The 19,151-nt window shown below is 66.7% G+C and carries 19 protein-coding genes and 1 pseudogene; 10 read left to right on the plus strand and 10 right to left on the minus strand.

The genetic code is table 11. The annotated features are described in order from the left end of the window. Window positions 1-15: 15 nt before the first annotated feature. On the plus strand, window positions 16-1,167 hold the full coding sequence (locus AC6CH0_RS13020; RefSeq protein WP_498101527.1) for an alkaline phosphatase family protein: 1,152 nt from the start codon (window positions 16-18) through the stop codon (window positions 1,165-1,167). Between the two features lie 18 nt (window positions 1,168-1,185). Here AC6CH0_RS13020 and AC6CH0_RS13025 read toward each other — a convergent pair whose 3' ends face one another. Then, window positions 1,186-1,770, minus strand: a complete 585-nt coding sequence (locus AC6CH0_RS13025) for a DUF3043 domain-containing protein (protein WP_498101529.1) — start codon at window positions 1,768-1,770, stop codon at window positions 1,186-1,188. A gap of 37 nt (window positions 1,771-1,807) precedes the next feature. Here AC6CH0_RS13025 and AC6CH0_RS13030 point away from each other — a divergent pair, with 37 nt between their 5' ends. From AC6CH0_RS13030 to AC6CH0_RS13050, 5 genes are all read left to right on the plus strand, one after another. Then, complete coding sequence (locus AC6CH0_RS13030) at window positions 1,808-3,250, plus strand: dipeptidase (RefSeq protein WP_498101531.1); 1,443 nt, start codon at window positions 1,808-1,810, stop codon at window positions 3,248-3,250. Window positions 3,251-3,329: 79 nt separating this feature from the next. After that, a complete protein-coding gene (gene erpA, locus AC6CH0_RS13035) occupies window positions 3,330-3,680 on the plus strand; it encodes an iron-sulfur cluster insertion protein ErpA (RefSeq protein WP_022894430.1) in 351 nt (116 codons plus the stop codon). A 198-nt stretch (window positions 3,681-3,878) separates the two neighbouring features. Beyond that, window positions 3,879-4,772, plus strand: coding sequence for an aa3-type cytochrome oxidase subunit II (gene ctaC / locus AC6CH0_RS13040; protein WP_498101533.1), 894 nt, complete (start codon window positions 3,879-3,881; stop codon window positions 4,770-4,772). Window positions 4,773-4,778: 6 nt separating this feature from the next. Then, on the plus strand, window positions 4,779-6,515 hold the full coding sequence (gene ctaD / locus AC6CH0_RS13045) for an aa3-type cytochrome oxidase subunit I (protein WP_498101535.1): 1,737 nt from the start codon (window positions 4,779-4,781) through the stop codon (window positions 6,513-6,515). After that, the gene (locus AC6CH0_RS13050) at window positions 6,515-6,937 is read left to right on the plus strand and encodes a cytochrome c oxidase subunit 4 (RefSeq protein ID WP_498101537.1); all 423 of its coding nucleotides are present in this window, start codon (window positions 6,515-6,517) and stop codon (window positions 6,935-6,937) included. Before ctaD ends, AC6CH0_RS13050 begins: the two co-directional genes overlap by 1 nt. Window positions 6,938-6,988: 51 nt before the next feature. On the opposite strand, the gene AC6CH0_RS13055 is transcribed toward AC6CH0_RS13050, so the two are convergent. The 6 genes and pseudogenes from AC6CH0_RS13055 to ctaE all read right to left on the minus strand — a co-directional run bounded on the left by AC6CH0_RS13055 (window position 6,989) and on the right by ctaE (window position 12,125). Beyond that, entirely contained in the window at window positions 6,989-7,720 is a 732-nt protein-coding gene (locus tag AC6CH0_RS13055; protein WP_498102274.1) for a methyltransferase domain-containing protein, read from the minus strand. 48 nt (window positions 7,721-7,768) lie between these two features. Next, window positions 7,769-7,891, minus strand: a pseudogene (locus AC6CH0_RS13060) (methyltransferase domain-containing protein); the annotation flags it as partial. A gap of 32 nt (window positions 7,892-7,923) precedes the next feature. Further along, on the minus strand, window positions 7,924-9,531 hold the full coding sequence (gene qcrB, locus AC6CH0_RS13065; RefSeq protein WP_498101539.1) for a cytochrome bc1 complex cytochrome b subunit: 1,608 nt from the start codon (window positions 9,529-9,531) through the stop codon (window positions 7,924-7,926). Then, on the minus strand, window positions 9,528-10,604 hold the full coding sequence (gene qcrA, locus AC6CH0_RS13070; protein WP_498101541.1) for a cytochrome bc1 complex Rieske iron-sulfur subunit: 1,077 nt from the start codon (window positions 10,602-10,604) through the stop codon (window positions 9,528-9,530). Before qcrA ends, qcrB begins: the two co-directional genes overlap by 4 nt. Window positions 10,605-10,642: 38 nt before the next feature. Next, on the minus strand, window positions 10,643-11,437 hold the full coding sequence (qcrC, locus tag AC6CH0_RS13075; RefSeq protein WP_498101543.1) for a cytochrome bc1 complex diheme cytochrome c subunit: 795 nt from the start codon (window positions 11,435-11,437) through the stop codon (window positions 10,643-10,645). Between the two features lie 49 nt (window positions 11,438-11,486). Next, window positions 11,487-12,125: an aa3-type cytochrome oxidase subunit III gene (gene ctaE / locus AC6CH0_RS13080; protein WP_498101545.1), complete on the minus strand. Its 639-nt coding sequence runs from the start codon at window positions 12,123-12,125 to the stop codon at window positions 11,487-11,489. Window positions 12,126-12,255: 130 nt separating this feature from the next. Between ctaE and trpD the strand changes: the two genes are divergently transcribed. Continuing rightward, the gene (gene trpD, locus AC6CH0_RS13085) at window positions 12,256-13,308 is read left to right on the plus strand and encodes an anthranilate phosphoribosyltransferase (protein WP_498101547.1); all 1,053 of its coding nucleotides are present in this window, start codon (window positions 12,256-12,258) and stop codon (window positions 13,306-13,308) included. 36 nt (window positions 13,309-13,344) lie between these two features. Here the strand turns inward: trpD and glpK are convergent, their stop codons facing one another. Together glpK and AC6CH0_RS13095 are read right to left on the minus strand one after the other, a co-directional pair. Next, a complete protein-coding gene (gene glpK, locus AC6CH0_RS13090) occupies window positions 13,345-14,859 on the minus strand; it encodes a glycerol kinase GlpK (protein ID WP_498101549.1) in 1,515 nt (504 codons plus the stop codon). A 93-nt stretch (window positions 14,860-14,952) separates the two neighbouring features. Further along, complete coding sequence (locus AC6CH0_RS13095; RefSeq protein WP_498101551.1) at window positions 14,953-15,738, minus strand: MIP/aquaporin family protein; 786 nt, start codon at window positions 15,736-15,738, stop codon at window positions 14,953-14,955. A 200-nt stretch (window positions 15,739-15,938) separates the two neighbouring features. Here AC6CH0_RS13095 and dhaK point away from each other — a divergent pair, with 200 nt between their 5' ends. From dhaK to dhaM, 3 genes are read left to right on the plus strand one after another with little or no spacing between them, the layout of a single operon-like run. Then, on the plus strand, window positions 15,939-16,940 hold the full coding sequence (gene dhaK / locus AC6CH0_RS13100) for a dihydroxyacetone kinase subunit DhaK (protein ID WP_498101553.1): 1,002 nt from the start codon (window positions 15,939-15,941) through the stop codon (window positions 16,938-16,940). A 23-nt stretch (window positions 16,941-16,963) separates the two neighbouring features. Further along, window positions 16,964-17,611, plus strand: a complete 648-nt coding sequence (gene dhaL, locus AC6CH0_RS13105) for a dihydroxyacetone kinase subunit DhaL (RefSeq protein ID WP_498101555.1) — start codon at window positions 16,964-16,966, stop codon at window positions 17,609-17,611. Between the two features lies 1 nt (window position 17,612). Next, window positions 17,613-18,350 carry a dihydroxyacetone kinase phosphoryl donor subunit DhaM gene (dhaM, locus tag AC6CH0_RS13110; protein ID WP_498101557.1) on the plus strand — a complete coding sequence of 246 codons (738 nt, stop codon included), beginning with the start codon at window positions 17,613-17,615 and terminating at the stop codon, window positions 18,348-18,350. 19 nt (window positions 18,351-18,369) lie between these two features. On the opposite strand, the gene AC6CH0_RS13115 is transcribed toward dhaM, so the two are convergent. After that, window positions 18,370-19,137: an SDR family NAD(P)-dependent oxidoreductase gene (locus AC6CH0_RS13115; RefSeq protein ID WP_498101559.1), complete on the minus strand. Its 768-nt coding sequence runs from the start codon at window positions 19,135-19,137 to the stop codon at window positions 18,370-18,372. Window positions 19,138-19,151: the final 14 nt, after the last annotated feature.

Below are 19,151 nucleotides of genomic sequence, written 5' to 3' on the forward strand. Positions count from 1 at the left end.
GGGAGACTGGGCGCGATGTCTGCCATGTTACCGGTGCCCGCCGACACCGCCCCGCGGCTTGCCGGGGTGCTCGGCAGTTCTTTCGCGAGCCTGCAGGGGCGACCGAACGAGTTCGGCCTCCCGCCGGCGTCGACCGTCGTCGTCGTGCTCGTCGATGGGCTCGGAGCCGCGAACATCCAGGCCCGTGCGGGCCACGCCAGGTTCCTCGCCGCACGTATGGCCAAACGCGACGTGATCCGCACCGTCTTCCCGTCGACCACGGCCGCAGCGATCGCGACGTTCGCCACCGGCCGGCCGCCGGGCGAACACGGACTCGTCGGCTATCGGGTGCTCGACGCCGAGCACGACCGGCTCGTGAACCAGCTGAACGGCTGGGACACGGGCATGCGCCCCGAGACGTGGCAGCGAGTGCCGACCCTCTTCGAGACGATGCGCGAGTCCGGTGTCCCGAGCTACGCGGTGGGCGCGGCACGCTATGCCGACTCCGGTTTCACGCACGCGGTCCTGCGCGGGGCGGAGTACCGCCCCGCGGCATCCGTCACCGACCGCTTCGCCGAAGCCGACCGTCTCCTGTCCGCCGGTGCACCGGCCCTCGTCTACCTCTACGTGCCGGAGCTCGACCAGGCGGCACACGCGCACGGCTGGCAATCCGACCGATGGCTCGCGCACCTCGAGAACCTCGACGCCGAGCTCGCCGCATTCGAACGACGGATGCCTCGTGGCGCAGGGCTGCTCGTCACCGCCGACCACGGCGTGATCGACGTGCCCGCGCACCGCCATGTGTTCGTCGACGCCCATGCAGAGCTGCTCGACGGCGTGCGCCACATCGGGGGAGAGCCGCGGTGCCTCTCGCTCTACCTCGAGCCCGAACTCCCGGCTTCCGGGCGCGCCGCCGTCGTCGAGCGCTGGCGAGCCGCGGAGGGGCACCGGTCATGGGTGCTGAGCCGCGATGAGGCCATCGATGCCGGCCTCTACGGAGCGGTCGACGATGCGGGCGTTCGCGCACGCATCGGCGACATCATCGTCGCCGCACGCATCGGCATCGCCTACTACGACCGTCGTGAGGCGAACCGGCAGGCCGAAGCGATGATCGGCCAGCACGGCTCGCTCAGCGATGAGGAGACGCGGGTGCCGCTCATCCGCGGCGGGGCGTTCAGCCGAGACTGACGCCGCAGCAGCATCCGCTCAGGACGGGTACTGGCCGCGCTTGACCTGCGGCTTCGGCAGGCGAAGCGGCCGGAGTTGCAGCGCACGCATCGCGGCGTACCAGCGGACACGTTCGACCTTTTCGGCCCCGAACCTCGCCGCGAGCTTCTTCGTGAGGATGAAGCCCAGCACGACCGAGTCGATGATGGCCACGAGGAAGAACGCCCACAGTGCCAGGATGCCGATCGACTGCACCTCTGCGCTCGGCACGAACGTCAGCAGGATGACGGCGAACATCACGGGGATCAGGATCTCGCCGATGCTGAAACGGGCATCGACGTAGTCGCGCACGTACTTCTTCTGCGGCCCGCGATCGCGTGCGGGAAGGTACCGCTCATCGCCGACGGCCATGCCCACGCGGGCGCGCTCGCGGGACTCGGCCGCCTTGGCGCGAGCCTGCTTCGCGGCCGCCTTGCGGTCATTCGGCACGAGCGGGCGCTTGCGCGCCGCCTCTTGCTGAGCGCGACTGGGCGTCGGTGTGCCCTTGCCGGCCTTCAGGCGGGCCTGGGTCTCTTCGAACGTCTCTGCGCTCGGTTCATCGGTGTTGTTCGGCTGCTTGGCCACGGGAGTCCTCGAATCGGTTCCCCTTAAGATTACCGGCATGACCGAGTCTCATCCCGCCGCCGGCGCGACCCCCGAACATCAGACCACCAGCGACGCCCTGCGCGGCGCTGTCGAATCCGCCTTTCCCGCCACGATCGCCGACCTCACGCGCCTCGTGAAGATCCCCTCCGTCTCGTGGGCTGCGTTCGATCCGGCGCACGTCGAGGCGAGTGCAGAGGCGGTCGCCGAGCTCGTGCGGGGACTCGGCGTGTTCGACCTGGTCGAGATCCGCCGGGCCGCGATCGGCGACGGCAGCGACCCGGATGCCCCGCTCGGCAAGCCGGCCGTCGTGGCGCGCCGAGCCGCGCGACACGGTCGACCCACCGTGCTGCTCTACGCCCACCACGACGTCCAGCCCCCCGGTGAAGACGCGGACTGGGAGTCGACGCCGTTCGAGCCGACGCTGCGGGGCGACCGCCTCTACGGCCGTGGCGCGGCCGATGACAAGGCCGGCGTGATGGCACATGTTGGCGCGATCCGGGCGCTCACCGAGGTGCTCGGCACCGACTTCGATCTCGGCATCGCGCTCTTCATCGAGGGTGAGGAGGAGTCGGGCTCGCTCTCGTTCGCGAACTTCCTCCGAGAGAACCGTGACGTGCTCGAAGCCGACGCGATCGTCGTCGCCGACTCGGGCAACTGGGATCTCGAGACGCCCTCGCTCACCGTCGCCCTGCGCGGCGCCGTCGCCTTCCGGCTTCGCGTCTCGACCCTCGCCCATGCGTCGCACTCCGGCATGTTCGGCGGCGCGGTGCCCGATGCCATGCTCGCGGCGATCCAGATGCTGGCGACGCTGCACGACGCCGACGGATCCGTGGCCGTCGACGGACTGACCTCGGCCGACCTTGCGACGCCGGCGTACGACGAGGCCCAGCTGCGTGCCGAAACCGGCCTGCTCGACGGTGTCACGCCCATCGGCCGTGGCGAGATCCTCTCGCGCATCTGGGCGCAGCCCTCGATCACGATCACCGGCATCGATGCGCCGACCGTGGCGAATGCCTCGAACACCCTCGTGCCGAGTGTCGCCGTGCGGGTCAGCGCGCGCGTCGCTCCAGGTCAGAGCGACGTCGACGCCCTCGCAGCGATCCGCGGGCATCTCGAGCGGCACGCACCATTCGGTGCTCACCTCGAATTCGACGCGTTCGAGCTCGGCCAGCCCTTCCTCGTCGACACCTCCGGGTGGGCGGTCGCCGAGTCGAACGCGGCCATGGAGGAGGCATGGGGCAAGGCGCCCGTCGAAATCGGCGTAGGCGGCTCGATTCCGTTCATCGCCGAGCTCGTCGAGGAGTTCCCGTCTGCGCAGATCCTCGTGACCGGCGTCGAGGATCCGGATTCGCGGGCGCACAGCCCCAACGAGTCGCTGCATCTCGGCGTCTTCAAGCGTGCGCTACTCAGCGAGGCGCTGTTCCTGGCGCGACTCGACGCGCGCTCCGAGGATTCCTGAGAGCGTGCCGGACGCAGTCTCCGTTTCGGCGGCTACCATAGAGGAAGGTTCCGCGTTCCCTGACGCACCGAGGAGAGACATGAGCGACACGATCATCGAGACCGCGCACGGCGTCAAGCTGAGCGACCCCGCCGCCGACAAGGTGCGCAGCCTCCTCGAGCAGGAGGGTCGCGACGACCTTCGCCTGCGGGTTGCCGTGCAGCCCGGCGGCTGCTCGGGCCTCATCTACCAGCTGTACTTCGACGAGCGCCTGCTCGACGGCGACGCCGTCGTCGATTTCGAAGGTGTCGAGGTCGTCGTCGACAAGATGAGCGTGCCGTACCTCGACGGAGCCTCGATCGACTTCGAAGACACGATCCAGAAGCAGGGCTTCACGATCGACAACCCCAACGCAGAAGGCAGCTGCGCGTGCGGTGACTCGTTCCACTGAGCCGATCACGTCCACTCCGAAGGGAGGCCGCATTCGCGGCCTCCCTTCGTTGTTTCCGCCGATCGCGCGGGAATTCGTCATCGCGGCACGCCCGACACCGTCGGCGGATGCACGCCCCGGGGGTCGAGTCGGAGTAGGCTAGGCAGCGATCAATGCGCTTCACTGTGAAGCGCCTTCGAGTCTCCCGAAAGGTCACCGGTGCGCCACAATCGCCGTCTCCGATGGGCTGCTATCCCTATCGCAGCGTCGCTCAGCCTCGTCCTCGCAGGGTGCACGCAGGCTCAGTTGAACGGATTCCTCCCCGGATTCGTCGAGGGGGAGGCGCCGGTCACGAACCACACCGAGCGCGTCTCCGGCCTCTGGGTCACCTCGTGGATCGTCTTGTTGATCGTGGGTGTCATCACCTGGGGTCTGACGATCTGGGCGATCGTCGCCTACCGTCGCCGCAAGGGCCAGACGGGCCTGCCGGTGCAGCTGCGCTACAACATGCCGATCGAGGTGTTCTACACGATCATCCCGTTGATCCTCGTGCTGGGCTTCTTCGCCTTCACGGCACGCGATCAGGCCGCGATCGAGCAACGGTTCGCCGAAGAGGACATCGACGTCAAGGTCGAGGTCATCGCGAAGCAGTGGGCCTGGGACTTCAACTACGTCAACGAAGACGTGTACTCGCCCGGCATCCAGGGTCAGCTCTCCGACGAGGGCCCGAAGGGCTCGCTCGTGCAGTCCGAACTGCCCACGCTCTACCTGCCCGTGGGAGCGAACGTCGAGATCGAACTCGAGTCCCGCGACGTGATCCACTCGTTCTGGGTGGTGGACTTCCTGTACAAGAAAGACATGTACCCGGGCAAGACGAACTACATGTCGTTCGTGCCCGAGCGCGAGGGCACCTACGCCGGCAAGTGCGCCGAGCTCTGCGGCGAATACCACTCGCTGATGCTCTTCAACGTCGAGGTCGTCTCGCAGAGCGAATACGACGACTACATCGAGTCGCTGCGCGACGCCGGCCAAGAGGGTCAGCTGTCGAACGAGTACGACCGCAACCAGAACATGCCCGGTACGGGCGCGCCCGAATTGAAAGAGGAGCACTAAGCCGCGATGAGCACCACGACCGCATCGGCTCGCCCCTCTGCGAGCGCGCTTCCGTTCGGCGCTTCCAAGGTTGAACGCAAGGGCAACATCCTCGTCAAGTGGATCACCTCCACCGACCACAAGGTCATCGGGTACATGTACCTGATCACCGCGTTCATCTACTTCTGCATCGGCGGCGTCATGGCGCTGATCATCAGGGCGCAGCTCTTCGAGCCCGGCCTCGAGATCATCCAGACTCGCGAGCAGTACAACCAGCTCTTCACGATGCACGGCACGATCATGCTGCTGATGTTCGCGACCCCGCTGTTCGCGGGCTTCGCGAACGTGCTCATGCCGCTGCAGATCGGCGCACCCGACGTGGCGTTCCCGCGGCTGAACGCCTTCGCCTACTGGCTCTTCAACTTCGGTTCGCTGATGGCCGTCGCCGGCTTCTTCACGCCGCAGGGTGCAGCGTCGTTCGGATGGTTCGCCTATCAACCACTTGCATCGACGACATTCTCACCAGGCGTGGGTGGCAACCTCTGGATGCTCGGCCTCGGCCTTTCCGGCTTCGGCACCATTCTCGGCGCGGTGAACTTCATCACCACGATCATCACGATGCGTGCACCCGGCATGACCATGTTCCGCATGCCGATCTTCACGTGGAACACGCTCGTGACCTCGATCCTCGTGCTCATGGCGTTCCCGGTGCTCGCTGCCGCGATCCTGGCCGCCGGCGCCGACCGAATCTTCGGCGCCCATGTGTTCGATCCGGCCAACGGCGGTGTGATCCTCTGGCAGCACCTCTTCTGGTTCTTCGGTCACCCCGAGGTGTACATCATCGCGCTGCCGTTCTTCGGCATCGTGTCGGAGATCTTCCCGGTCTTCAGCCGGAAACCGATCTTCGGCTACAAGACCCTGATCTACGCGACCATCGCGATCGCCGCCCTCTCCGTGACGGTGTGGGCTCACCACATGTACGTCACCGGTTCGGTGCTGCTGCCGTTCTTCGCCCTCATGACGATGCTCATCGCCGTGCCGACGGGAGTGAAGATCTTCAACTGGATCGGCACGATGTGGCGGGGCTCGATCACCTTCGAGACGCCGCTGATCTGGTCGCTCGGCTTCTTGATCACCTTCGTCTTCGGCGGGCTCACCGGTGTCATCCTCGCGTCGCCGCCGCTCGACTTCCACGTGTCCGACACGTACTTCGTCGTCGCCCACTTCCACTACGTCGTGTTCGGAACCGTGGTGTTCGCGATGTTCGCCGGATTCTACTTCTGGTGGCCGAAGTGGACCGGCAAGATGCTGAACGAGACGCTCGGCAAGTGGCACTTCTGGCTGCTCTTCATCGGCTTCCACACGACGTTCCTCATCCAGCACTGGCTCGGCGTCGTGGCCATGCCGCGTCGGTATTACTCGTACCTGCCCGAAGACAACATCACGTGGATGAACCAGTTGTCGACGATCGGCGCGGGAATCCTCGCGATCTCGATGATCCCGTTCTTCCTGAACGTGTACCTGACGGCACGTCGGGCGCCGAAGGTCACGGTCAACGACCCCTGGGGCTACGGCGGTTCGCTCGAATGGGCGACCAGCTGCCCGCCGCCGCGCCACAACTTCACGTCGATCCCGCGCATCCGCTCCGAGCGACCGGCGTTCGACCTGAACCATCCCGAAGCCGGCATCCCCGTGGGTATCGGACCGGCGAAAGATGCCCCGCAGGCGCCCACCTATGACGCCGCGACGGAGGAGATCAAGTAATGCGCGCCAACGTCAACCTCTTCTGGATTCTCACGGTCTTCCTTGCGATCGTTGCGGCCGTCTACGGCTTCTGGTCGTCCCTCGAGTCCCCGATCGGGCAGCCCGAATGGGCGGGAACGATCGCGATCTCGCTGACCGCGGTGCTGAGTGCCTTCATCGCCTTCTACCTCGGCCGCGTGCACAAGGCTCAGGGCGCAGAGCTGCCCGAAGACCGCCTCGATGCGAACATCGACGACGGGGACGCAGAGCTCGGCTTCTTCAGCCCCTGGAGCTGGTGGCCGATCATGCTCGCCGGCGCCGCTGCGCTGATGTTCCTCGGGCTCGCGATCGGATTCTGGATCTCGTTCATCGCAGTCGGCCTGGGCGTCATCAGCCTGGTCGGTTGGGTCTACGAGTACTACCGCGGCAACTTCGCTCGCTGATCCCGGAGCAATCGTCAGAACGGCGCCCGTGCGATTTGCACGGGCGCCGTTCTATTCGGAGACGGTTCCCGCGCTGCGAGCGAACGTCACGACGTCGACGGAGACGGTGACGGCTATCTGCTCATCGCTCGAAGCGCCGCCGACGGAGCCATCGGCCCGGTGGTGCGCCGCCGGCCCCATGTCGACGAGCATGCCCCGCAGCTCGACGTCGGCGTTGAGAAGGTACTCGACTCGCGTGGTGGCTCTCAGCTCGAACCCGACGCTGCCGAACTGCTCGGTGACTCGATTCACCTTGCCCTCGGGCACCTCGAGGGTTGCACCGAGTCGCCTGAGTTCGGCGAAATGCGCTGCGCTCGGGACGACGACGACGAGGACACCGTCCTCGCGTACGATGCGCGCGAACTCGAGCGGGTTCCGCGGAGCGAACACGTTGATCGCGACATCCGCCGACGCGTCGCGAATGGGAAGGGGGCGCCACAGGTCGAGCACCACGCCGGTCGAACCCGGTACGGCTCGAGTGGCCATTCGGACTGCTGTCGGTGAACGGTCGGCCAGCAGCACCGACGTGTCGGTGAACTCGGCGGCGAGAGTCTCGGAATAGTAGCCGGTGCCGCACCCGAGGTCGACGATGTTCAGCGAGGCGTGCGAGTCGGCAGCGGCCTCGTCGCCCGCCCGAGAGCGCGTCGCGTGATGAGCTGCGTGTGCTCGTACCGACGCCACGATCGCCGCGGCGATCGGCGCGTACGCCCCGGATGCCAGCAATGAAGAACGGGCCTCGAGCATGGTCCGATCATCGCCCAAGGTGCGCGGGGCCCGTGGGGGGAGGAGCGTGACGCTGTCGTGCTTCGCCACGTCGAAACGGTGGCCGAGCTCGCAGCCGAGGACTCGATCGGTGATCGCCTCGAGCACGTGAAAACAGTTCGGGCACCGCAGCCAGGTCGAATCGATCGACATGATTGCGGTGCCCGACTGCGTCTGACGGATCGTCAGTGGTGGGTGTCGTGACCGGACTCGAGTTCGCTCCTCGTGACCGGCGCGATGCGATCCTCGAAGAACCAGCGCGAGAGCCCGGCGCGCATGCGCTCACCGATGGTGATCTTGCCGCGAGCGTTGGGGCGGAGCATGAGCGGTGCATAGCTCTCTTGGCTGACGAGCTTCCAGCGGTCGTACTCATCGAGGGGCTGGTGCACCTCGATGAACTCGCCACCCGGCAGCTTCACGATACGGCCCGACTCGTAGCCGTGCAGCACGATCTCGCGATCCTTCTTCTGCAGTGCGATGCACACGCGCTTCGTGATGAAGTACGCGATGAAGGGACCGACGATCACGGTCGCCTGCAGCGCGTGGATCACGCCCTCCATGGTGAGCGAGAAGTGCGTTGCCAGAATGTCGGAGCTTGCCGCTGCCCAGAGGCCGGCGTAGAACGTGACGCCTGCCGCGCCGATCGCCGTGCGCGTCGGGGCGTTGCGCGGTCGGTCGGCGATGTGGTGCTCGCGCTTGTCGCCCTTGACCCACGCCTCGATGAAGGGGTAGATCAGCACGGTGACGATGAAGCCGCCGAGCACGACCAGGGGGACGATGATGTTGAACGACCACGTGCGGTCGAGCCAGACGAACTCCCAGCCCGGCGGGATCAATCGCAGAGCGCCGTCGGCGAAGCCGATGTACCAGTCGGGCTGGGTACCGGCCGAGACGGGGGAGGGGTCGTACGGCCCGTAGTTCCAGATCGGGTTGATCGTGAACATCGAAGCGATGAGCGCGAGCACGCCGAAGATGATGAAGAAGAACCCACCGGCCTTCGCCGCGTAGATCGGCAGGATGGGCGGACCGACGGCGTTCTGCTGGGTTTTGCCGGGTCCGGCATACTGCGTGTGCTTGTGCACGACGACGAACACGAGGTGCAGTGCGACGAGTGCGACCACGAGCGCGGGCAGAAGCAGGATGTGCAGGGTGTACAGGCGTCCGACGATCTGCGTGCCAGGGAACTCCCCGCCGAAGATCAGGAACGAGGTCCACGTGCCGATCAGCGGGATGCCCTTCACCATGCCGTCGATGATGCGGAGGCCGTTGCCCGAGAGCAGGTCGTCGGGCAGCGAGTAGCCCGTGAAACCCTCGGCCATCGCGAGGATGAAGAGGATGAATCCGATGACCCAGTTCAGCTCACGCGGCTTGCGGAATGCACCGGTGAAGAAGATGCGCAGCATGTGCAGGCCGATGGCTGCGACGAAGAGCAGCGCAGCCCAGTGGTGCATCTGCCGCACGAACAGGCCGCCGCGGATGTCGAAGGAGATGTCGAGGGTCGATGCCATCGCGACGGACATCTCGACGCCCTTGAGGGGCACGTAGGAGCCGTCGTAGTGCACCTCGGCCATGGACGCCTGGAAGAAGAACGTCAGGAAGGTGCCCGAGATGAGCACGACGACGAAGCTGAAGAGTGCGACCTCGCCGAGGAGGAACGACCAGTGGTCGGGGAATGCCTTACGACCGAGCTCCTTGACGAAGCCTGCGATGCTCGTGCGCTCGTTGACGTAGACGGAGGCAGCCGAGGTGAACGACCGTTTCTGCGGCGCGGTTGCGGACGGTGCGGTGCTCAATGGCGCTCCCAGAAGCTCGGGCCGACGGGTTCGGTGAAGTCGCTCTGCGCGATGAGGTAGCCCTCGTCGTCGACTGCGATCGGGAGCTGCGGAAGCGGTCGCTTCGCCGGGCCGAAGATCACCTCGCAGTGATTCGCCACGTCGAACTGCGACTGGTGGCAGGGGCAGAGCAGGTGATGCGTGTGCTGCTCGTACAGTGCCACGGGGCATCCGACGTGCGTGCAGATCTTGGAGTAGGCGACGATGCCGTCGTACGACCATGTCTTGCGGTCGGGAAGCTCGTTGAGCTCGTCGGGCTCGAGGCGCATGAGCAGCACCGCGGCCTTCGCCTTCTCTTCGAGCTTGCCGTGCTCGAGCTCGCTGAGGCCTTCGGGGATGACGTGAAAGGCGCTGCCGATCGTGACGTCGGACGCCTTGATCGGCACGCCCGACGGATCGAGCGCGAGACGGGTGCCCTTCTTCCACATCGTGTGGCTGAGCAGTTCGACCGGGATCTGGTCTTGCGGGGCGAACCCTCTGAAGAGCACGACGGCTGGCAGCGGGAAGACGAGCAGAGCCCCGATGAGACTGTTGCGGATCGCGGTGCGGCGGGTGAAGCCCGACTCACGATCGGAGTCCGTGAACACCTTGACGGCGGCAGCCTGAGTCTCGGGCGTCCCGCCGATCGGGTGGCGTTCATCGACGAGCTCGACGTCGGCCATGACCGCCTTGCCCCAGTGCACCACGCCGAAGCCGATGGCGAGCAGGGCGAGCGCCGACCCGAGTCCGAAGAACATGTTGTTCAGCCGAACGGCACCGACGTCGTTGGACTCGATCGGGAAGAGCATGTACGCGGCGATCGCCCAGACGCTGCCGACGATCGACAGGTAGAAGAGCGTGTACACGGTGCGCTGTGCCCGCTTGTCGCGCTTCGGATTCTCGTCGGTGACGCGGGGCCGATGCGGCGGGAAGCCGGGATTCTCGAACGAATCGGCGACGATGACCGCAGTACCCGGCGAGACATCGGTGTCGTGCGCGGCGTGCGACGAGTCGGCAGCGGCGAGCTCGGCGCCGCTGTGGTCGTCCTGTGCCATGGTTCTCCTTCTTCAGCTACTTCGGTGCCGGGCGTGCGCTAGTTGGACTTCGCCGTGATCCACACGGTGATCGCGACGATCGTGCCGAGACCGAAGATCCAGATGAACAGGCCCTCTGCGACCGGTCCGAGCGAGCCGAGTTCGATGCCGCCGGGCGAGCGATTGTCTTGCACGTACTTGAGGTACGTGATCACGTCGCGCTTGTCTTCCGGCGAGATGTTCAGGTCGTTGAAGACCGGCATGTTCTGCGGGCCCGTGACCATGGCCTCGTAGATGTGCACTCCCGAGACATCCGTCAACGGGGGAGCGAACTTGCCCTGGGTGAGCGCGCCGCCCGCGCCGGCGACGTTGTGGCACATCGCGCAGTTGATACGGAACAGCTCTGCACCGTTCGCAGCATCGCCGCCACCGTTGACGACGTGATCGGCGGGGATGTCGGGGCCGGGGCCGAGCGAGGCGACGTAGTACGCCAGCTGCTTGACCTGATCATCGGTGAACTGCACGGGCTTCTCAAGAGCCTGCGGCCCCTGCATCTGCATCGGCATGCGACCGGTGCCGACCTGGAAGTCGACCGCTGCAGCGCCGACTCCGACGAGGCTGGGGCCGTTGTCGGTGCCCTGCGCGGCGAGGCCGTGGCAGGTGGCGCAGTTGGCCGCGAAGAGCTTCTTGCCCTCTTCGATCGTCTGCTGCGAGCTCGGGTCGACCTCTGCCTGCGCAACGGTGCCGCTGCTGAGCGCGGCATAGGCTCCACCGGTGAAGACGAGGCCGAGCGCGAGGAGCGCGACGGTGGCGAGCGGGTGCCGGCGTCCGGTGCGTCGCTTCTGGCGAGTCATGGGTATCTTCCTGTTCACGGGCATGCTGTGCTGACGCTCCTGATGCGGCTTACTTGAGGACGTAGATGACGAGGAACAGCCCGATCCAGACGACGTCGACGAAGTGCCAGTAGTACGAGACGACGATCGCGCTCGTGGCCTCGCGGTGACCGAAGTTCTTGACCGCGAAGACACGGCCGATCACGAAGAGGAAGGCGAGAAGGCCGCCGGTGACGTGCAGGCCGTGGAATCCGGTGGTCAGGTAGAACGCCGAGCCGTAGGCGTTCGAATCGATCGCAATGCCCTCGGAGACCAGCGTCGCGTACTCCCAGACCTGGCCGGCGACGAAGACCGAACCCATGGCATAGGTGAGGAAGAACCACTCGACCATGCCCCACTGGGTCGGCTTCCATCCCGTCGCATACGGCTGCAGGCGTTCAGCAGCGAAGACGCCGAACTGGCAGGTGAACGACGAGAGCACGAGGATGATCGTGTTTGTCAGCGAGAACGGGAAGTTCAGCCGATCGGCCTCGAACGCCCAGAGTTCGGGCGAAGTCGACCGCAGCGTGAAGTAGATCGCGAAGAGGCCCGCGAAGAACATGACTTCGCTGCCGAGCCAGACGATCGTGCCCACCGCAACGGTGTTCGGTCGTTTGATCAGGGGCGCGCTCGCCTGATAGGTGATTGAGGTGCTCGTCACACATCCCATTATGGCTGAAACGAGGGCTGAGTTTTCGTCATCCGGGGGAGTCGTGTCGCTCGCAACGGGTAAGGGAACCCTAAGTCAGCCTGTGGGAAGGCCACGAATCCGCCGTGAATGCCGCAGATAGGATCGACGCATGCCTGCACGACAGAACTGGCCCGACATCCTGAATTCCCTCCTCGAGGGGGTCGACCTGAGTGTTTCGGATGCCGCGTGGTGCATGGAACAGGTCATGACGGGCGAGGTCAGTGAAGCGCAGCTGGCCGGCTTCCTCATCGCGCTCCGCGTCAAGGGGGAGACGGTCGACGAGATCGTGGGCTTCCGCGATGCGATCCTCGAGCACGCTGTCGCGCTGCCGGTGGACCCGATGGCGCTCGACATCGTCGGCACCGGCGGTGATCGATTCGGCACGGTGAATGTCTCGACGATGGCCTCGATCGTTGCCGCTGCATCCGGCGTGCCGGTGATCAAGCACGGCAATCGTGCCGCCAGTTCATCGTCTGGCTCCTCAGACGTGCTCGCGGCACTCGGTCTCGACCTCGAGCTTCCGGCCGAGCGCGTCGCCGGAGTGCTGGGCGAGGCCGGAATCACCTTCGCGTACGCGGCCGCATTCCACCCTGGCTTCCGGCATGCCGGACGGGTTCGTGCCGATCTGGGCGTGCCGACGGTGTTCAACTACCTCGGGCCGCTCGTCAACCCGGCTCGACCGGAGGCTTCGGCGGTGGGTGTGGCACAACTGGACCGTGTTCCACTCATCGTCGGCGTGTTCCAGACGCGAGGCGCGACGGCCCTGGTCTTCCGCGGCGACGACGGACTCGATGAACTCACGACGACGGGCCACAGCCACATGTGGGAGGTTTCGCGAGGCACGGTGAAGGAGCACGACCTCGACCCGCGTGATCTCGGCATCAATCGGGCCACGATCGATCAACTCGAAGGCGGCGATGCCCGCCACAACGCCGGTATCGTGCACGAGGTGCTTGCAGGTGCCCGCGGGCCGGTTCGCGACATCGTCGTGTTGAACGCAGCCGCCGGGCTCGTCTCCTACGAGTTGGCGAAGGATCCGAGCCAGTTCCAGCGGGCGATCCTCGATCGGTTCGCCGACAAGATCGCCGTTGCGGAAGAGGCGATCGACAGTGGCGCCGCCGCCCGCAAGCTCGGGCAGTGGATCGCGGCGACGAAGGCCTGAGCACGCCTTCGGCATTCGTCGCCGCGCCGCCTCAGTTCACTGCACGTCGTCGTCGACCCAGTCGAAGGTCTTCGTGACGGCCTTCTTCCAGAGGCGGATCTGCCGGTCGCGCTCGGCGGCATCCATCTTCGGCTCCCAGCGGGAATCTTCCTGCCAGTTGGCTCGCAGTTCGTCGAGGCTCGACCAGAAGCCCACCGCGAGGCCCGCGGCGTAGGCGGCGCCGAGCGCGGTCGTCTCCGCGACGACCGGCCGTACGACCGGCACGCCGAGGATGTCGGCCTGGAACTGCATGAGGGTGTTGTTCGCGATCATGCCGCCGTCGACCTTGAGTTCGGTGAGGTCGACGCCCGAGTCGGCATTCACCGCGTCGAGTACCTCGCGAGTCTGGAACGCAGTCGCTTCGAGCGCGGCACGGGCGATGTGGCCCTTGTTCACGAAGCGAGTGAGGCCGACCAGTGCGCCGCGAGCGTCGGGGCGCCAGTACGGCGCGAACAGGCCCGAGAACGCCGGCACGAAGTACGCACCGCCGTTGTCGTCGACGGTCTTCGCCAGGTCCTCGATCTCGGGCGCGCTCGAGATCAGCCCGAGGTTGTCGCGGAGCCACTGCACGAGCGACCCGGTGACCGCGATCGCTCCCTCGAGCGCATAGTGCGGAGCGGCGTCGCCCAGCTTGTAGCCGAGCGTCGTGAGCAGCCCGTTCTTGGAGTGCACGATCTCTTCACCGGTGTTGAAGATCAGGAAGTTGCCGGTGCCGTAGGTGTTCTTCGATTCACCAGGATCGAATGCCGCCTGGCCGAACGTCGCGGCCTGCTGGTCGCCGAGGATGCCCGCCACGGGTACCTCGCGAAGCAGGCTCGACGACTCGACCGTGCCGTATACCTCGGAGGAGGAGCGGATCTCGGGCAGCATCGACTTCGGCACGCCGAACGCGGCGAGGATCTCGTCGTCCCAGGCGAGGGTCTCGAGGTCCATGAACATCGTGCGGCTCGCGTTCGTGACATCCGTCGCGTGCACGCCGCCGTCGGGACCGCCGGTCAGGTTCCAGAGCACCCACGTGTCGGTCGTGCCGAACAGCAGGTCGCCGGCCTCGGCCTTCTCGCGCGCGCCATCGACGTTCTCGAGGATCCACACGATCTTCGTGCCCGAGAAATACGTCGCGAGCGGGAGGCCGACCTGCTGCTTGAATCGCTCGACGCCGCCATCGGCTGCGAGCCGGTCGACGATCGGCTGGGTGCGGGTGTCCTGCCAGACGATCGCGTTGTACACCGGTTCACCGGTGTTCTTGTCCCACACCACCGCGGTCTCGCGCTGGTTCGTGATGCCCACCGCCGCGATGTGGTGTCGGGTCAGGTCGGCCTTGCCGAGCGCCTGGCCGATCACCTCGCGGGTGTTGCGCCAGATCTCGGCCGGGTCGTGCTCGACCCAACCGGCCTTCGGGAAGATCTGCTCGTGCTCGAGCTGCCCGGTCGAGACGATCGACCCGGCCTTGTCGAAGATGATCGCACGCGATGAGGTCGTGCCCTGATCGATCGCCAGGATGTAGTCGGCCATTCGATTCTCCCAATCTGTTACAGCCGGCACTGCCGGCACTCTTTCCGAAGCGGAACTGCGGGGGCCCGCCCGATGGGCCGGCCCCCGCAGCGCTCAGCTGATGATCGGCAGGAGCGGGATCGCTGCCCATCCGGCGAGCAGGCCGCCGATGATCGGTCCGACGACGGGCACCCACGAGTACGACCAGTCGCTCGACCCCTTGCCCCTGATCGGGAGCAGGAAGTGCGCGATGCGCGGTCCGAGGTCACGAGCCGGGTTGATCGCATAGCCGGTCGGACCACCGAGCGAGACGCCGATACCGATGACGAGGAGCGCCACGGGCAATGCACCGAGTGCTGCAAGGCCGCCGTCGCCCTGACGGCCGCCGCCGAAGCCGATCACCACGAAGACCAGCACGAAGGTGCCGATGATCTCGGTGACGAGGTTCCAGCCGTAGTTGCGGATGCCGGGGCCGGTCGAGAAGACGCCGAGCTTCGAGGCGGCCAGCGGTTCCTCGTCGAAGTGCTGCTTGTATGCCAGCCAGACGAAGGCGGCGCCGAGCATCGCGCCGAGCAGCTGCGCGCCGATGTACGCGATGACCGAGAGGAATTCGACGGGCACGGTGATCCCGAGGCCGGCGTTGCCGAACTCGGTGGCGCCGTTGGCGACGAGGCCGAGCGTGACCGCCGGGTTGATGTGCGCACCCGAGGCATACGCGACGATGACGCCGGCGAAGACCGCGAAGCCCCAGCCGATCGTCACCATGAGGAATCCGCCGTTGAAGCCCTTCGTCTTGGCGAGGGCCACGTTGGCCACCACACCGCAACCGAGGAGCACGAGCATCGCCGTGCCGACCAGTTCGCTGAGGAACAGCACTCCGAGATTGTCCACGTTGACCATCCATCCTTATCGCCGAGCCCGATGGGCATCGCCCAGGGGCGGAACACCCCCCACGATACTCAGACGGACCACGCCGCGGAATGGGGGTACGGCATTTCGCTCCTGCCTCTTACGGTCGACGGCGCCTCGGGCGTAGGTTGGCGGGGGAGTGCTGCGTCGGCGTCGATGCACGGCGTCCGGCAGCTGAGGGAGGGATGTCCGTGAAGAAGATCATCAACGACCCGAAGCGGGTCGTCGACGAGTCGGTCGCCGGGTTCGGACTCGCGCATGCCGATCTCGTACGCGTGGAGTTCGATCCGATCCACATCGTGCGTGCCGACGCGCCGATCACCGGAAAGGTCGGCCTCGTCAGCGGCGGTGGCAGCGGGCACGAACCGTTGCACGCCGGGTATGTCGGCTTCGGCATGCTCGACGCCGCCGTGCCCGGCGCAGTCTTCACCTCTCCGACGCCCGACCCGATCCTCGCCGCGACGAAAGCCGTCGACGGCGGCTCCGGGGTGCTGCACATCGTGAAGAACTACACGGGCGACGTGCTGAACTTCGAGACCGCAGCCGACCTCGCGTCGGCAGACGGCATCGATGTGCGCTCGGTCATCATCAACGATGACGTGGCCGTCAAAGATTCGCTCTACACGGCCGGACGGCGCGGAGTGGCGGGCACCGTGCTCGTCGAGAAGATCGCGGGCGCTGCAGCCGAACGAGGTGACTCGCTCGACGAGGTCGTCGCCGTCGCCGAACGCGTCAACGCCAACGCTCGATCGATGGGCCTCGCACTGACGCCGTGCATCGTGCCGCACGCCGGCGAACCGAGTTTCACGCTCGCCGAAGACGAAATCGAGATCGGCATCGGCATTCACGGCGAGCCTGGACGCGAGCGGATCGGCCTCGAGCCGGCCGACCGGCTCGTCGACCGGCTGCTCGAGCCGATTCTGGAGGACCTTCCGTACGAGCGCGGCGAACGCACACTGCTCTTCGTCAACGGTATGGGCGGAACCCCTCAGGTCGAGCTCTACCTGGCGTACCGTCGCGCAGCAGAGGTGCTGGAGGAACGCGGCATCGAGATCGCGCGTTCCCTCGTGGGCAACTACATCACGGCGCTCGAGATGCAGGGCATGTCCATCACATTGCTGAAGCTCGACGACGAGATGGTCGAATTGTGGGATGCCCCGGTGCAGACGGCTGCACTGCGGTGGGGCCGATAGTACGAATCGAAGGGGGAATCTCGGTGGGATTGGACATCACCTGGGCAGTGGACTGGGTCAGACGCAGTGCGCAGGTCATCTCGGAGCATCGCGTCGAACTGATCACGCTCGATCGCGAGATCGGCGACGGCGACCACGGCGAGAACATGGACCGTGGCTTTCAAGCCGTGCTGCCGAAGCTCGACGACCTGGCTGCCGGATCCACCCCCGGTGACGTGCTGAAGCTCGTGGCGACGACGCTCATCTCGACGGTCGGCGGAGCTGCCGGACCGCTCTACGGCACGGCCTACCTGAAGGCCGCAGCTGCCGCCGGCAGTGCGGTCTCGCTCGACGGTCCGGCGATCACCGCCATCCTCACGGCGGCTCGTGACGGCGTCGTTTCGCGTGGCAAGGCCGAGTCCGGCGACAAGACGATGATCGACGCCTGGACCCCTGCGGTCGATGCGGCGGAAGCCGCGGCGGCGGCGGGCACCGATGCCGCGGGGGTCTTCGAAGCTGCCGCCGATGCGGCGGAGGCCGGCGCGGCGGCCACGGAGCCGCTCGTGGCCCGCAAGGGGCGCGCGAGCTATCTCGGGGAGCGTTCGGCCGGGCATCGCGACCCTGGCGCCGAGTCGAGTGCCCTTCTTCTGCGAGCGGCGGCAGACGCCGCTGCTGCATCAGCGGGGGCGTGAGGTGGGCAGCCCCGGCAAGGTCGGCGTCGTCTTCGTCTCGCATTCCTCCGGCATCGCCGATGGCCTCGTCGAGCTCGCGCGCCAGATGGCGCCCACCGCGAGTCTCATCCCAGCTGGCGGCACCGACGACGGCCGTATCGGCACGAGTTTCGACCGCGTGACCGCGGGCATCGCCGACGCGGACGCGGGCGAGGGCGTGGTCGTGCTGTGCGATCTCGGCTCTGCGATTCTCACCGCCGAGACCGCGCTCGACTTCCTCGATGACGAGGCACGCGATCGAGTGCGCATCGTGGACGCGCCGCTCGTCGAGGGCGGTGTCGCCGCGGCGGTTGCGGCCGAGTCCGGAGACTCGCTCGACACCGTCGTCGCGGCAGCCGAGTCCGCGTGGGGTGGCCGACGAGCTGACACCTCGGCTTCTCCCGAATCGACGAACTCCGACGTCGAAGGAGCAGATGCGGCGGCCGGCGACGACTCAGCGGCATCCGGTCACGCCCGAAGCATCCGGCTGGTCAATTCCGACGGCCTGCACGCGCGTCCGGCCGCCGAACTCGTCAAGCTCGCCAGCACGTTCGCCCAGAAGGTGACGGTGAACGGCACCGACGCGAAGAGCCTGCTCGGCATCATGTCGCTCGGACTCGCGAAAGGTGCCCAGGTCGACATCGCAAGCGATGATCCCGACGGGCGCGCCGCCGTCGACGCGATCGCGGAATTGGCCGAGTCGGGCTTCGGCGAATCCTGAGCCTGATCGGCCCTCAGGCTCAGTTGCCCCCGGCGACCCGGATGTCGGCGCCGGAGGTATAGGCGGCATCCGCCGAGAACAGGTAGGCGACCGCCCCGGCGATCTCGTGCGGTTCTCCGGCGCGACGCATCGGGATGTTCGGGGCGCGTTCCTCAGGGGCGTTCGGCCTGCCGGCGGCGGCATGGATCTCGGTGTGCGTGGTGCCGGGCGAGACGGTGTTGACGCGCACGCCGACTGGCCCGAACTCCTTCGCGGCGCCGGTCGTCAGTGCGTTCAGCGCCGCCTTGCTCATGGCGTACGGAATGTAGGTGTCCGGCGCGCCTGACCTGGCAGCGCCCGAGGAGATGTTGACGACGCAGCCGCCCTCGCCGCCGCGGTCGGTCGACATGTGGGCGATCGCGGCCCGCGTGAGCACGATGGGGGCGAGCACGTTGACGCGGAAGAGGTGCTCGCTCTCGTCGATCGCGCCATCGAGGAAGGCGCCGATTCGACCGGTGATGCCGGCGTTGTTGACCAGGCCGGTGACGCGGCCGAACTCCGCGATCGCGGCCGGCACCACCGTGGCCGCGGCGTCGAGCTCGGCGAGGTCGACGCTGAGCAACAGCACTCGGGCGCCCGACGCCGCACAGCGACGAGCGACCGCGTCAGCCTCGTCGCGGCGTTCGCGGAAGGTGAGCACGAGGTCATGACCGTCGGCGGCGAGGCGCTCGGCGATGGAGGCGCCGATGCCCCGGCTCGCGCCGGTGATGATCGTGACCGGGCGGCGTGTGGGTGAGGCATCCGTCATGGAATCAGCCTATT

It is taken from the genome of Agromyces sp. GQ35, from assembly GCF_059758475.1.

Excerpts from the sequence above, each read along its gene's own strand:
- trpD (WP_498101547.1), top strand. The coding sequence starts at position 12,256 with ATGCCTGCACGACAGAACTGGCCCGACATCCTGAATTCCCTCCTCGAG.
- ctaE (WP_498101545.1), bottom strand. The coding sequence starts at position 12,125 with ATGGGATGTGTGACGAGCACCTCAATCACCTATCAGGCGAGCGCGCCC.
- AC6CH0_RS13095 (WP_498101551.1), bottom strand. The coding sequence starts at position 15,738 with ATGGTCAACGTGGACAATCTCGGAGTGCTGTTCCTCAGCGAACTGGTC.
- AC6CH0_RS13115 (WP_498101559.1), bottom strand. The coding sequence starts at position 19,137 with ATGACGGATGCCTCACCCACACGCCGCCCGGTCACGATCATCACCGGC.
- erpA (WP_022894430.1), top strand. The coding sequence starts at position 3,330 with ATGAGCGACACGATCATCGAGACCGCGCACGGCGTCAAGCTGAGCGAC.
- AC6CH0_RS13055 (WP_498102274.1), bottom strand. The coding sequence starts at position 7,720 with ATGCTCGAGGCCCGTTCTTCATTGCTGGCATCCGGGGCGTACGCGCCG.
- AC6CH0_RS13050 (WP_498101537.1), top strand. The coding sequence starts at position 6,515 with ATGCGCGCCAACGTCAACCTCTTCTGGATTCTCACGGTCTTCCTTGCG.
- AC6CH0_RS13020 (WP_498101527.1), top strand. The coding sequence starts at position 16 with ATGTCTGCCATGTTACCGGTGCCCGCCGACACCGCCCCGCGGCTTGCC.
- ctaD (WP_498101535.1), top strand. The coding sequence starts at position 4,779 with ATGAGCACCACGACCGCATCGGCTCGCCCCTCTGCGAGCGCGCTTCCG.
- glpK (WP_498101549.1), bottom strand. The coding sequence starts at position 14,859 with ATGGCCGACTACATCCTGGCGATCGATCAGGGCACGACCTCATCGCGT.
- AC6CH0_RS13030 (WP_498101531.1), top strand. The coding sequence starts at position 1,808 with ATGACCGAGTCTCATCCCGCCGCCGGCGCGACCCCCGAACATCAGACC.
- qcrC (WP_498101543.1), bottom strand. The coding sequence starts at position 11,437 with ATGACTCGCCAGAAGCGACGCACCGGACGCCGGCACCCGCTCGCCACC.
- qcrA (WP_498101541.1), bottom strand. The coding sequence starts at position 10,604 with ATGGCACAGGACGACCACAGCGGCGCCGAGCTCGCCGCTGCCGACTCG.